The following is a 12915-nucleotide window of genomic DNA, read 5'->3' as shown; positions in this document are numbered from 1 at the left end:
ACTAAAATTAATTTTATATTGAATGTATTAGTAAGGATATTAATGTTTTTTTCTAAAAATAAACAAAACGAAATAGCTTCTCTAAAAGCTGAACTTTACCCATTACAACAAGTGTGGGAAGGGCTTTACCGAGAGATGTTAGTACTAAACATTCTTTATGATGGCCGAATTTCGCACGCCAATGATAAGTTTTTAGAAAACCTAGGCTACAGTGAAGACGATCTAACTAATAATTCTTTTGACGATTTTATTACAGATTCGTCTCGTCAATCTTCAGAATTTAAAAGCCTACAGCAAGCTATTAAAAAAGAAGGGCATTGGGGCGGTGCATTGCAAGTTATGCGCAGCGATGGTAAAGCTGAATGGTTACGTTTAATAGTACATCCAGTAAAAGGGGAGCAAGATCAGTTGCTCTATTTTTCTATATTCGGAAGTGTACTTACAAAAACAATTACGGCTTCTCGCGAGCAAAGCGATACTATTAAAGCGATATATCGCTCTATGGCGGTAATTGAATTTGATTTAGAAGGCCATGTATTAAAAGCAAATGATCAGTTTTTAGCTGCAATGGGTTATCAAGAAAGTGAAATACTAGGTAAACATCACCGTACGTTTTGTGAGGCTTCAGAGTATAATTCCCAAGAGTATCTGCAATTTTGGGCTAAATTAAGAGAAGGTAAGTTTATTGCTGAGCGTTTTAAGCGTGTAGATAAACATGGCAACATTGTTTGGCTAGAAGCGTCATATAACCCAATCTCAAATGACGCGAATGAGCTTTATAAAGTGATGAAGTTTGCAACTGTTATCACTGATCAAGTAAATCAAGAAATTGCGATATCACAAGCTGCCGAAATTGCTTATAGCACCTCAACCCAAACTGATAAAAAAGCAGAGCAAGGCGCGAGCGTTATACAAGATACAGTCGCAGTAATGACTGAGCTGGCTATTAACATGGAGCAAGCTGCAAATGAAATTTCAGCGCTTGATCAGCAGTCGCAACAAATATCGAGTATTGTACAAAGCATTAGTAGTATTGCTGAGCAAACAAATTTATTAGCATTAAATGCCGCAATTGAAGCGGCAAGAGCTGGCGAGCAGGGGCGAGGCTTTGCTGTGGTTGCAGATGAAGTGCGATTGCTTGCATCGCGTACCTCAAAAGCAACAGAAGAAATTGTAGAAGTTGTACAGCGCAACCAATCACAAACCCAAAATACGGTGGCTGTAATAGAAAAAGGTAAAGAGAAGGCAGAGCAAGGCTTGGCGTTATCTAAAGAATCTGGTGAAGTGATGCAAGAGATCCAGCAAGGTGCACAAGAAGTTGTAAATGCGATTGGGCAATTTACCAGTGAACTTAAAGCTAACGGTTAGATTAGCTTCGTCCTTATTCTAAAGCGGGCACTTTCAATGGTATCCGCTTTAATCTTACTACCCTCAATATACCCCTTGAAACCCATCTAATAATTTCAAATATAACAACTATACCTCTATTAACTCATTAATCGGTATGAAATAAGTTTCTTCTCTTCCCTAAATGATAATAAGTTGTTGCATTTTTGTTCGTTGTTCCTAATACTAGAATCTGTTGATCTTTCAAGGTTAAATTTGCAGCAGTCTGTTTGGTATTTAGGCAAGGCAGAGCCTAAGTAGTGTGGTTGTTCCCCATAAATAGGCGATAACGTAGCATTAATGCCAAACAGACGCTGCCCCAAGGGTACTTCCTAGAGGCTATTTACTCTTTGTTGCTCGTTTTTTACTTATTCTTACATGGATGTAAGCCAGTAGAGTAACGCAGGAGCAGTTACCGAGCCCACTAGGTTACAAATCTCGCGCCGTGATTAAATAGCCTCTAGTTTGAACAAATTTTAATCCGCAAAGAACAACAGACCCTAGTGAACACCTAAGCTGACAAGCTTATGTAAACCAACATGAATACCTTAAATGATAATAAAATATTAAGTACACAACATTGAGGAATTGTATGAACAACACAAAGCGCACACACAAATTAATTAAGCCAAGCCACCTAATTGGTGCGGGGTTAGCTATGTTAATGAGCTTTTCTGCAGCGAGTAAAGACTACAAAATTATATTAATTCATGGGTTACAAACTTCGCAAATAACAAATAAGTCGGGTAGTGATGTAATCAATGATGGTGAAACATATTGGCAATCGTACTGGAATAATCGTGCAGATGAGCGAATTGATTGGCCTGCTTATGAGCGTATTGAAGGTAAAATTGCTACCGATTGGGTGTGGCCAAAGCTAAAGCAAATTTCACGCTCTAATTTATGCAGTGATGGCTGTGTATTTGTAACACATTCAACAGGAGACTTAGTTGCACGCCATATTATTGATAATCAAGAAAACTGGTTAGAAAACGAAGGCTTAGAGCCGCTTAATATTGTTGCTACGTTTGATTTGGCAGGCGCGGGTGGTGGAAGTGAGCTGGCTGACGTAGCTGTTAGTGCTTTAACTGGCGCATCATGGAACTTTGCGGTCGATGCAGCACTCAAATGGTGGCTAGGAAGTGATGTAACCGAGGCCGTTGGTGTATTACACGATTTAAAAGTGAATAATGCACGTAAAATATCTCCATTTCCTGATGCACGTACGCCACGTTTACGCTTTGTTGCCGATGGAAATGCATATTTGGGTTTAACGGGTGGTTTTTTAAAAGGCAATGATGATTCGGTTGTTGCATCGCACTCTTCATGTGGTGCCAGTTCGGCTGGCTCGTTTGGAAGTTGTAGCAGCAGTGTTGATACAAATGGCCATTTAAAATCGCAAGGTGATGCAGTAAGTAGCTTTATGCCAAACCATTATCCAATGATGATGAGTGACAGTTATAGCCATAACGAAATACATAACGCGCAGCGAAAAGGTAATGTAACAATAGCCATGAATAACGTAAATGTGGAAGGTGACACTGTAGGTTTTAATACGTTTGATAAAACTACAGGTAGTTGGTTTTGGAAAAAACAATATCGTTATATTAAGGATTCAAATAATTTAAGCGCATCAGCACTTATTTATAATGTGATTCCATAACATACAAGGCGTGTAGTTAAAAACTATACGCCTTATAAAAGATTGAAATATAAAAATGAAAAAATTTTATGTCGTTGCTTTAATTATTAGCACTATTTTATTCTCGCTATGGTTTACAGGTAAAAATGATGCTCATAAAGTTGTTGAGTCAATAACACCTCAGGTTAAACACAGTGCGAGCGTAGCTGATTTATCGCCTGTAAAAGTGATCCCTATAGATGTACCTACAGCAAAAAAAACACAATCAAAAAAACAAATCGCGTTTAATGAAGACTTAACAAAAGCAGCGCAGCAAGTGGTTATGCAATATGAAAGTGCACTTAAATTTCCTCCTTATTCTCAGCCATTGAGTCCATTAGATGAAGATCGATTAAAGCCAAATCAATTCTACCCGGTATCGAGCCCTATTGATGAAAGTGGCGATGCTTTAACGTTAAGTCTTAAACAATATCGTTTTGTATACCCAGAAGAAATAACAATAAAGATAAGCGCCCAAGGGCTTGGAAAAGTGGTCGTTGAGCTTGCAAATACAGATACAAAAGAAGTGTTAAATACCCATACAGGCAATGCGCGTGACGGTGAAGCAATTATTACATTTGAAGAGGATGAAGATTACCCTCGTAGCTTACAAGTGTTTGTAGAGGGTGATGTTGCGGGTAAAAAAGTTCCCGTAGTTGCGCAAATTCAATATATGCCGCCGAGTGCAACTTTAACAGGTTTTGAAACTGCTTATGCACAAAACGAAAACATGATTTTGCCAGCTAACATAGTGGTAGTAAAAAGTGGTTTGTATCGTGTTAGGGCTAATTTATACAGTGGCGATACACCACTTGCTCATTTAGTATCTAAAGAGCGGTTAACGAAGGGAAGCCAAACTCTTAATTTGAAAGCTCATTGGTCGGTGCTACCACAAGGCATTACAGATATGCGCTTAAGCGACTTTGTTATTGAGAGAATGTCGCCAAGCCCAGGTGAGCGAAATAGCTTTGGGAATAGTGAAATAAGTCATTTTGATATTAACGATTTTTCGTACGATAGCTTGCAGCAATTACCATATCAGGCTAATGCACAAGAAAAGTTAAGTTTGGAATTTTTACAAGGCTTAGCTGAGAGTTAAAAATAGAACGCAATGCTGAATTGGTAAATTTAAGGGGATTGTACATAAATACAACCCCCTTAAATTTGTTAGCTTAGATTTATAGTAACTACACTTGGCGCTTCTTGTTCATCAAGCTCATTAGCAACAGGCACTTTAGGAATATCTGGTTTATCAAGGGCTATATCGCCACCATCAATTACTTCACCGGTTTGTAAGTTTTTAAAATCAAACAAGTCGGCGTCAGCTAAATGTGAAGGCACTATGTTTTGCATTGCCGTAAAAATGCTTTCAATACGACCTGGGTGCTCCGCATCCCATTTAGCGAGCATTGTTTTTGTATGTTTACGCTGTAAGTTTTCTTGCGAGCCACATAGGTTACACGGAATGATAGGGTAACCTTGTACAAATGCGTATTGGCTTATGTCGCTTTCTTTACAGTATGCAAGTGGGCGAATAACCATATGCTCGCCGTTATCACTCATTAATTTAGCCGGCATACTTTTTAGCTTTCCGCCGTAAAACATATTTAAAAACAATGTTTCAATCATGTCGTCACGGTGATGACCAAGGGCTATTTTAGTAGCGCCTAGTTCTTTTGCTGTGCGGTATAAAATACCACGACGTAAGCGTGAGCAAAGTGAACACGTTGTTTTACCTTCAGGGATAATATCGGTAACAATACTGTAAGTATCTTCTTCTACAATTTTGTATTCAACATTCAATTTATCAAGATACTGGGGTAAAACATGCTCAGGAAAATCAGGTTGTTTTTGATCAAGATTTACAACAACTAGGTCAAACTTTATAGGTGCTACACGTTTTAAATGTTGAAGCATTTCAAGCATTGTGTAGCTATCTTTGCCGCCAGAAAGGCATACCATTATACGGTCACCTTCTTCAATCATATTGAAGTCCATAACGGCTTGACCAGTTTGGCGACGTAAACGCTTTTGCAGCTTATTTAAGTTAAATTGAGCTTTAGCTTGATCTGAGTGTGACAATTACGCCCCCTAGTAAAACAATACAGCAAAGTTATTTGCTAAAAATAAAGGGGCGTATTATACCCAAACCACCTGAATATGCGAGTTTAGGATGTAATTAAAATTGATTTAAACATGCCTTATTAACACGTAAAAATAACTCGCTTATAACTTGTACATAAGGCTTAAAATTAATCCTTTGCCATAGGGCTCACGTAACCATCGGGTTTGAGTGCCAGTACATCACAGTCTAGGCTATCAATTACATGCTCTGCTGTATTACCTACAAGAGCGGCACTTAAGCCCGTACGGCCTACAGTACCAATAACAACTAATTCGCTATTTAACCGCTTCGCTACATCAGGGATTACATCCTCTGGCAGGCCTTCTTCAATAAAACATTGCTCTGGGTTTAAATTAAACTCTGCAGCAAGTGCATTGGTTGATTCATGATGATGCTTTTTAACTGATTCGTTATAAAGTCCTGGGTTAAACTCAGGAATTTCGATGGCAATATTAATAGGAGTTGCAGGGTAGGCATTAATTAAATTAAGTTTTGCGTTGGCAAGCTCACATAAATATTGTGCGTCTTTAATAACACGTTTATTAAGTGCTACATGTTCTTCATTTTCACTAACCGCATTTACAGCAGCTAAAATATTACCGTTTGCTGGCCATGCCATTTCTTTTACAAATAATACCGGAGCGGGGCATTTGCGTACTAAGTGCCAATCGGTCGGGGTAAAAATAACTGATTTAAGTGCACCATGTTGATGTGTGCCTTTAATTACTAAATCGTACTTTTCATCAATGACAGTATCGATTATAGCTTCGTAAGGGCGATTATGCCAAACCACTTGGGTTTCAATATTTATATCTTTGTAAGGGGAAACTAAATCGTTTAGCCATAGCTGGCGATCTTTTAGTACGGCATCGCGCATTGCTTCGCGTTCATCGCCAGATAGCATTGTCGTCATTTCGTAAGAGAAGTCGTAAACCGTCATAAAGGCGGTAATACTTGCGCCAGATTTTTTAGCTAAATCTATTGAACGTGCTAAACCGTGTTGATCATCTTTGGTGGGGTCAATAACCGCAATAATGCGTTTAATAGTGTTCATATGCTACTCCATTTACCTAACGGGTGTACATTTAGTGTAACGTAAATATAAAACAGTTAAAGGGGTAGCATATAAATTGTTGTTCTAAATCAAACTATTTAATTTAGCGAGGCTTAACTATCGCCGCTGTTTTAGCCAAGGCATCATTATCTAAAATTGTAATAAATTTACCCTCTACTTTAATTAAGTCAGCTTTTTGAAAACGACTCAATAAACGACTAATGGTTTCTACTGTTAGACCTAAGTAATTACCAATTTCACCGCGAGTCATCGTAAATCTAAATTCTTTACGCGAAAAACCACGCTCACCAAAACGCTCTGACAGGTTATAAATGAAACTAGCTAAGCGTTCCTCTGCTGATTTTTTATTGAGTAATAGCAGCATTTCTTGATCGTATGTAATTTCACTGCTCATTAAGCGCATTATTTGTTGGCGAAGCTTTGGTAATTTTCCTGATAGTTCATCAAGAGTATCGAATGGGATTTCGCACACCATTGACGTTTCAAGTGCTTGCGAAAAACTTGGATGAGTCATTTTACTTATTGCGTCAAAACCAACTAGGTCGCCCGCTAAATGAAAGCCGGTAATTTGCTCATCACCTCGCTCCGATAACGTGTACGATTTAAATGAACCAGAACGAACCGCATAAATAGCCTGTAAAGGTGCACCTGATTCAAATAGATAGTCGCCTTTATGGAGTGGTTTTTTTCGCTCAATAATTTCGTCAAGCTTGTCCATTTCTTGGCCATTGAGTGAAAATGGCAAACACAATTGACTAATACTGCAGTTATTACAGCTAATAGCACAATTACCTTTAGCGCGACTTTGAGAGAAATCCATAATTTAATCCGTTTAAATTTTTATACACGACTGCAAAATAACCTTAAAGGTTAATAATGCGAATAGATTAATGTACCAGTTTGTCAGTTGCAATAATCAATAAGTAGATACCATACCAAATTATAACACTGCCTAATACAATTCGGGTCCATGGATGGTTAATAATAGTATTTAGTTTTTGCGCGGTAACGCCTAATGTGATCATCGCGGGAAAAGTACCCAAAGCAAAGCAAAGCATAACTAAGGCACCGTCAAGGGCACTTGGGCTAGTCATCGCCCATGTAAGCGCTGAGTAAACAAGTCCGCATGGCAGCCATCCCCACAAAGCACCGTAACCTAGGGCTTTAAAAGGAGAGTTAATAGGCATTAAATATTTATTTAACTTAACAATGTGTTGCCACACTAAGGTTTTACCTATTTTCTCTAACCATTGCAAAGTAGGGCCCAAGCGCATTATATAAACGCCAACGAGGAGCATAAAAATAGCTGCAATGAACGAAAGTACTAAAGAGAAGGAGGTGTTTTGCCTTGCAAATTGGCTGCTAATACCAGCAACAAGTGCGCCTGCAGCCATATAGCTCAGTGCACGTCCAATATTATAAGCAAATGAATAGGTAAATGTTTTACGTTTGTCACTTGCCAGTTGTAATGAGCTTGCAATACCACCACACATAGCAATGCAATGACCGCTACCGATTAGCCCCATTAGAAATGCGCTGGTATAAAGAGGGTCAATCATTACTTTTGTTATGTTGCTCTTTGTCATCTTCAAACAAAATACTATGACCTTGCTTGTTTAAGTCAGAAAACTGCTCGCTTTTTACAGCCCAGAAAAACACGCCAATAGCAATAATGACGAACAAAATGGCGATAGGGATCAAAATGTAAATTATGCTCATAACTTTAATAGCCTTAGTGAATTACTAATCACAATAATTGAGCTGGCAGACATGCCAATAACAGCCATCCAAGGAGCAACTAAGCCCAACGCTGCCAGTGGTAATATTGAAGCATTATACAATAAAGACAGCGCAAGATTTTGCTTAATAATACGTCTGGTTTGTTTTGCTACATTAAGTAAGTGACCAATGGAGGCTAAATCGCTATTAAGAAGCACTACATCGGCGCTATTTTTTGATATGTCTGCACCGGTTTCCATAGCAATAGATAAGTGCGCACTAGCAAATACCGGGCTGTCGTTTACACCATCACCTACCATTGCAACGACTTCATTTTGTGAAGACCATTGCTCAACGGCGGTTTGTTTATCTTGTGGAGAACATCCAGATTGCACACTTTCAAGTTTAAGTTGCTTAGCTACTTTTTGCCCAGCATCTGACGCGTCACCGGTTAACATGTGACAGGTTAAGTTTTGCGATTGAAGTGAGTCTATGAGCTTTTTAGCATCGCTTTTTACTTTATCAACAAAGTAAAAGCGTGCAACAACTTGCTCATTTATATACAAGCTCGCTTGTGCATTTGATTTTTTGCTATTAAACCAACCACTTTTACCAATTGCGTAATGATTAGTTGCATCTTGTGCGCTAATTCCCAGCCCTGGATGTACTTCAACGTTATTAAGACTGCGGTGAGCTGGCGTAAACTCATCAAATGCACTGGCGATAGGGTGCTCAGAGTAACGTTCTAGCATGGCTGCCATATCTAGCACTTGCGCTTTTGTATATTGTTTATCGATTATATCTACTTCATCAAGGCTAAATTTACCTTGCGTAAGTGTGCCTGTTTTATCAAATGCAAATAAAGTAATTTGTGAGAGCGTTTCGAGCACATGCGCTTGTTTTATTAATACGCCTTTGCGGGTAAGCGTTGCCACTGCACATGTAAGCGCGGTAGGTATGGCTAAACTCAGGGCACACGGGCAGGTAGCAACTAAAACCGAAATAGTGATCCAAAATGCATGTTCTGGGTCAATTTGATACCAGCCAATAGCTGTAAGTGAAGCAAATATAAGTAAAGACGCAATAAACCATTGCGCTACTTTATCTGTAATTTCAACCAGTTTAGGGCGCTTGGTTAAAGCGTTGTGTTGCAAGCGTATAATTTGATTTAAAAGTGTATTTTGGCCAATTTTATTAATTTTTATTTCAATAACGCCGTCGTGGTTAACGCACCCGGCATAGACATTATGGCCAATAAATTTAGTTACTGGTTGATGTTCGCCGGTCATCATTGACTCATCAACCGTGGTTTTGCCTTTAATGAGTTCGCCATCGGCAGGAATTGTCTCACCTGCTTTAATAAGTACTACGTCATTAAGTTTTAGTTTTTTGGCTGCAATTATAAGCTCTTCGCCACTTTCGTTAATGGTGCGGGCTGTTAATGGTAATAACTTTTGTAAATTGGCAGTAAACTCGCTCGCTTTTAAACGCGCTCTAAACTCAAGATATTTACCTAATAACAGTAAAAAGGTAAACATGCATACAGATTCAAAATACACTTCGCCGACTTGCATAAATGTGGCGTAACAACTTGCACCAAATGCGCCAAAAATAGCCAGTGATACGGGTAAATCCATATTGAGCTGTTTTGCTTTTAAGCCATTTATAGCATTGGTTAAAAAGGGCAGTGCGCTATATAAAATAACCGGGGAGGCCAGTACCAAGCTGATCCATCTAAAATACTGCTCAAAGTTACTGTCCATGCCTGAAAACATGCCAAAGTACATGGCGAACGCAAACATCATTACTTGCATGGTCATTAAGCCTGCAACACCTAAGCGGCGAATATAGGCTTTGGCAGTTTGTTGCTTTTGCTTAGCTTCAATATCTGATTGAAACGGGTAGGCTTTGTAGCCAATTTTAGCTAGGGAAGTAATAACTTCACTCAATGGGGTGGTGGTTTTGTCCCATTGAATCATCGCGCGGTTGGTCGATGTATTTACATCAACACGTTTTACTGTGTTTAAGTTTAAGAGTTGTTTTTCTATAAGCCATGCACAAGCGGCACAGGTTATACCTTCAACGCTCAATAATACCTCTGAGATATTATCGTTAGTGGCTATAAATTCGTCTTGTATGTCTTCGTTGTCATAACTTTTTATAAATGCGAGTTGCTCAGGTACCAGCTGTTCGACCTTTCCAGCACGAACCGTTCGGTATTTATAATAATCGGTCATACCTTGATCAACAATATTTTGCGCAACTGCTTGGCAGCCAATGCAACACATTGGCTGGGCAATATCGTCAATTATAACGTTTGCGCTAAATCCGTTTGGCACACTTTCAAGGCAATGAAAGCAAGAGTTAGACATAGTTATTACTACTTATAATTAGGAGTAACTAAAACGGTTTGTTCAGTTGGTAACGTTATATTTTCTTTCATTTTCCAACTGCCATCGATTGGCTCAATAAAGACTGAGTAGGCGCCTTGTGTATACTCATTAAGTAATGCAGTAAATTCCTGATTGGCATTAGGAGTAAGTGTTGCTTCAAAGTCATGCGCTTTAATGGTGCGATGATAAAACGAGAGCTTTAATACATGCACGTTACTGCTGTCGCCTTTTGTAAACTTAAAGCTTACGCGGTCGTTGGTTACATTTAATTCGCCATGTAAATAAAGTGCTTTTGCTTTTTCAAACTTAGTCAGTTCTAAGTTTATTGCTTTACCTTTTTTGTAGTAGTCGTCAACAACCATATCTGGACCGTTACCTATTGCCGTAATAAATAAGCTAATACAGCCAATAATGGCAACTAACGGAAAAAAGATTAAAAACCAAGGCCAAAAATTTTTATACCACGGAGTAGGTTGCATAGTGTCTCTAAAATTAGTTTAGGAAGCGTTATTTTATAGGAATTATACGTAAAAGACTAAAAAAAAGCCTCACAGTGGAGGCTTTTTTGATCTGGATTAATCTATTGAATTAAATAAATTAATTTATAAACATTTTATTAACCGCGTGCTTATTTATCTTGCGATAAACTGTAAACATAGGCAGTTAATAAGTGAATCTTATCTTCACCTAAAATGTCTTTCCATGCAGGCATTACACCGGCACGGCCGTGGTTAAGAGTTTCTTCAACAGCACGTTGAGAACCACCATATAACCAAATGTTATCAGTCAGGTTAGGCGCGCCAAACGGTAGGTTATGTGCAACCGACCCTTTACCGTCAGCACCATGACATGCGGCACACATTGCAAACTTAGCGGCACCTGCGTCTGCGTCTTTTTGGTTAACAGTACGACCAGAAAGGCTCAGCACATGTGCTGTCATTTCTTTAACGCCTTGTTCGCCAAGAGCAGGACCCCAAGCTGGCATTGCTGCAATACGACCATAAAGAAGTGTTTCTTTAATTTTGTCAGGTGTTCCGCCATATAACCAATCTTTATCAGTTAGGTTAGGGAAGCCAGTACCACCACGTGCATCAGAGCCATGACATTGCGCACAGTTTTGTGAAAATAAACGCTGACCAATTTCAATGGCGACTTGACCATCTGTTTGCTCATGTTTATTACCATTATCAAGCGCTATTTGCTGTGCTGCATCACCTTCAAATTTAGAACTAACTAAATCTAAAACGGGTACTTGTGCAAGTTTATTAAAAATAGGACCAAAGCGCTCTTCTGCAGCTTCGTACTCTTTATCAAGTTTCACAAAGCGTCCATCCGCTTTTGCCTCTGCAACTGCTTTTTTAGATTCAGCTAAAGATGTAATACCTTGATTAGAACTAGTCCATTTACCTAAACCTTCCCAGTTGCCTAAACCTGGGAAAGCTGCAAGGTAATATACCGACCAAGCAAAAGTTGCGAAAAACATGTAAGTCCACCATTTTGGTAGTGGATTATTTAGCTCTTCAATACCGTCAAATTCATGTCCACAGCTTTCACCTTCTTCTACGCCTGCATAGTTTTTTAAGTTCCAAACTAATAAGCCAAAGATGATGCATAAGCATGCAAGGGTTAATACAATAACCCAAATACTCCAAAAGCTAGTCATTTTTCAGACTCCTTTTCCTCGTTAGAGAGCGTGTTGTCATGTTTTTTTTCATCTTCAAAAATGGCATTAGCTGCGCTGTCAAAACGAGTTTTGCTTCGCTTGCTATATGCCCATGCAACAATCACAATAAACAATACTAAAATTACCAGAGTCAAAATACCTCTGTATGTTCCGTAATCCATAATTTTTTACTTCAAGTGGGTACCAAGTTGCTGTAAATACGCGATGAGAGCTTGGATTTCTGTTGCGCCTTTGCCATCATTCATAGCATTAACTTTATCAACATCTGCTTGAAGCTCTGCATCATCGCCATAACCTAAACCCGGATGTTTTGGGTTTTCTGGGTTAATAGCAAAAGTATCACGGAAAAGTTGTAGTTTTTTCAGAGTAAGGCTTGTATCAACCGTATTCTCTGCTAACCAAGGAAAGCCTGGCATGTTTGACTCAGGAACCACAGCACGTGGATCAACTAAGTGAGCATAATGCCAATCGTCCGAGTAGCGCTTACCAACACGAGCCAAGTCAGGACCAGTACGTTTAGAACCCCATAAAAAAGGATGATCCCATACTGATTCGCCTGCTACAGAGTAGTGACCATAACGCTCAACTTCATCACGAAAAGGACGAATCATTTGTGAGTGGCAGTTAGAACAACCTTCACGCACGTAAAGGTCGCGGCCTTCCATTTCTAAAGCGTTAAGAGGGCGTAAACCCTCCACTGGTTTAGTTGTATCGTCTTGAAACATTAGCGGAGTGATCTCAACTAGTGCGCCAAAGCTAATAGCAAAAACAGTCAGAATAGCCATAAGGCCAACGTTCTTTTCTACTATTTCATGTTTGTTTTGTGAATTTTTCTTGCTCATCATCTCACTC

The 12915-nt window shown here is 39.1% G+C and carries 13 protein-coding genes; 3 read left to right on the top strand and 10 right to left on the bottom strand.

The features are described 5' to 3' along the window. Positions 1–42: 42 nt before the first annotated feature. The 3 genes from GQR45_RS12820 to GQR45_RS12810 all read left to right on the top strand — a co-directional run bounded on the left by GQR45_RS12820 (position 43) and on the right by GQR45_RS12810 (position 4166). The gene (locus tag GQR45_RS12820) at positions 43–1368 is read left to right on the top strand and encodes a PAS domain-containing methyl-accepting chemotaxis protein (RefSeq protein WP_007585625.1); all 1326 of its coding nucleotides are present in this window, start codon (positions 43–45) and stop codon (positions 1366–1368) included. A 610-nt stretch (positions 1369–1978) separates the two neighbouring features. Beyond that, positions 1979–3049: a hypothetical protein gene (locus GQR45_RS12815; RefSeq protein WP_165722281.1), complete on the top strand. Its 1071-nt coding sequence runs from the start codon at positions 1979–1981 to the stop codon at positions 3047–3049. A 55-nt stretch (positions 3050–3104) separates the two neighbouring features. Then, positions 3105–4166: a hypothetical protein gene (locus tag GQR45_RS12810; RefSeq protein ID WP_165726137.1), complete on the top strand. Its 1062-nt coding sequence runs from the start codon at positions 3105–3107 to the stop codon at positions 4164–4166. Positions 4167–4234: 68 nt separating this feature from the next. On the opposite strand, the gene ttcA is transcribed toward GQR45_RS12810, so the two are convergent. The 10 genes from ttcA to ccoO all read right to left on the bottom strand — a co-directional run bounded on the left by ttcA (position 4235) and on the right by ccoO (position 12905). Continuing rightward, positions 4235–5149: a tRNA 2-thiocytidine(32) synthetase TtcA gene (gene ttcA / locus GQR45_RS12805; RefSeq protein ID WP_007585631.1), complete on the bottom strand. Its 915-nt coding sequence runs from the start codon at positions 5147–5149 to the stop codon at positions 4235–4237. A 170-nt stretch (positions 5150–5319) separates the two neighbouring features. Further along, on the bottom strand, positions 5320–6246 hold the full coding sequence (uspE, locus tag GQR45_RS12800; RefSeq protein WP_024594368.1) for a universal stress protein UspE: 927 nt from the start codon (positions 6244–6246) through the stop codon (positions 5320–5322). Between the two features lie 103 nt (positions 6247–6349). Then, entirely contained in the window at positions 6350–7087 is a 738-nt protein-coding gene (locus GQR45_RS12795) for an FNR family transcription factor (RefSeq protein WP_007585636.1), read from the bottom strand. Between the two features lie 67 nt (positions 7088–7154). Continuing rightward, a complete protein-coding gene (locus GQR45_RS12790; RefSeq protein WP_024594369.1) occupies positions 7155–7826 on the bottom strand; it encodes a sulfite exporter TauE/SafE family protein in 672 nt (223 codons plus the stop codon). Continuing rightward, positions 7819–7986: a cbb3-type cytochrome oxidase assembly protein CcoS gene (ccoS, locus tag GQR45_RS12785; RefSeq protein WP_002963071.1), complete on the bottom strand. Its 168-nt coding sequence runs from the start codon at positions 7984–7986 to the stop codon at positions 7819–7821. Before ccoS ends, GQR45_RS12790 begins: the two co-directional genes overlap by 8 nt. Continuing rightward, positions 7983–10358, bottom strand: coding sequence for a heavy metal translocating P-type ATPase (locus GQR45_RS12780; RefSeq protein ID WP_165726136.1), 2376 nt, complete (start codon positions 10356–10358; stop codon positions 7983–7985). The genes ccoS and GQR45_RS12780 overlap by 4 nt, the downstream gene beginning before the upstream one ends. An 8-nt stretch (positions 10359–10366) precedes the next feature. After that, the gene (locus GQR45_RS12775) at positions 10367–10858 is read right to left on the bottom strand and encodes a FixH family protein (RefSeq protein WP_101216175.1); all 492 of its coding nucleotides are present in this window, start codon (positions 10856–10858) and stop codon (positions 10367–10369) included. A gap of 149 nt (positions 10859–11007) precedes the next feature. Beyond that, positions 11008–12042, bottom strand: a complete 1035-nt coding sequence (ccoP, locus tag GQR45_RS12770) for a cytochrome-c oxidase, cbb3-type subunit III (RefSeq protein WP_007585643.1) — start codon at positions 12040–12042, stop codon at positions 11008–11010. Beyond that, positions 12039–12224: a cbb3-type cytochrome c oxidase subunit 3 gene (locus GQR45_RS12765; protein ID WP_010554061.1), complete on the bottom strand. Its 186-nt coding sequence runs from the start codon at positions 12222–12224 to the stop codon at positions 12039–12041. Before GQR45_RS12765 ends, ccoP begins: the two co-directional genes overlap by 4 nt. A 6-nt stretch (positions 12225–12230) precedes the next feature. Next, positions 12231–12905 (bottom strand): cytochrome-c oxidase, cbb3-type subunit II, encoded by a 675-nt coding sequence (gene ccoO / locus GQR45_RS12760; RefSeq protein ID WP_010554062.1) that lies wholly within the window; start codon positions 12903–12905, stop codon positions 12231–12233. Positions 12906–12915 lie beyond the last annotated feature (10 nt).

It is taken from the genome of Pseudoalteromonas sp. SA25, from assembly GCF_011378705.1.
GTDB classification, from domain to species: domain Bacteria; phylum Pseudomonadota; class Gammaproteobacteria; order Enterobacterales; family Alteromonadaceae; genus Pseudoalteromonas; species Pseudoalteromonas arctica.
The sequence above is the reverse complement of the archived record's forward strand: the minus strand, read 5'-3'. Positions and strand labels throughout refer to the sequence as shown.

Bases quoted from the DNA above. Each gene is read 5' to 3' on its own strand.
- uspE (WP_024594368.1), bottom strand. From the start codon at position 6,246: ATGAACACTATTAAACGCATTATTGCGGTTATTGACCCCACCAAAGAT.
- GQR45_RS12810 (WP_165726137.1), top strand. From the start codon at position 3,105: ATGAAAAAATTTTATGTCGTTGCTTTAATTATTAGCACTATTTTATTC.
- GQR45_RS12775 (WP_101216175.1), bottom strand. From the start codon at position 10,858: ATGCAACCTACTCCGTGGTATAAAAATTTTTGGCCTTGGTTTTTAATC.
- GQR45_RS12820 (WP_007585625.1), top strand. From the start codon at position 43: ATGTTTTTTTCTAAAAATAAACAAAACGAAATAGCTTCTCTAAAAGCT.
- ccoO (WP_010554062.1), bottom strand. From the start codon at position 12,905: ATGAGCAAGAAAAATTCACAAAACAAACATGAAATAGTAGAAAAGAAC.
- GQR45_RS12790 (WP_024594369.1), bottom strand. From the start codon at position 7,826: ATGATTGACCCTCTTTATACCAGCGCATTTCTAATGGGGCTAATCGGT.
- ccoS (WP_002963071.1), bottom strand. From the start codon at position 7,986: ATGAGCATAATTTACATTTTGATCCCTATCGCCATTTTGTTCGTCATT.
- GQR45_RS12765 (WP_010554061.1), bottom strand. From the start codon at position 12,224: ATGGATTACGGAACATACAGAGGTATTTTGACTCTGGTAATTTTAGTA.
- ccoP (WP_007585643.1), bottom strand. From the start codon at position 12,042: ATGACTAGCTTTTGGAGTATTTGGGTTATTGTATTAACCCTTGCATGC.
- GQR45_RS12780 (WP_165726136.1), bottom strand. From the start codon at position 10,358: ATGTCTAACTCTTGCTTTCATTGCCTTGAAAGTGTGCCAAACGGATTT.
- GQR45_RS12815 (WP_165722281.1), top strand. From the start codon at position 1,979: ATGAACAACACAAAGCGCACACACAAATTAATTAAGCCAAGCCACCTA.
- GQR45_RS12795 (WP_007585636.1), bottom strand. From the start codon at position 7,087: ATGGATTTCTCTCAAAGTCGCGCTAAAGGTAATTGTGCTATTAGCTGT.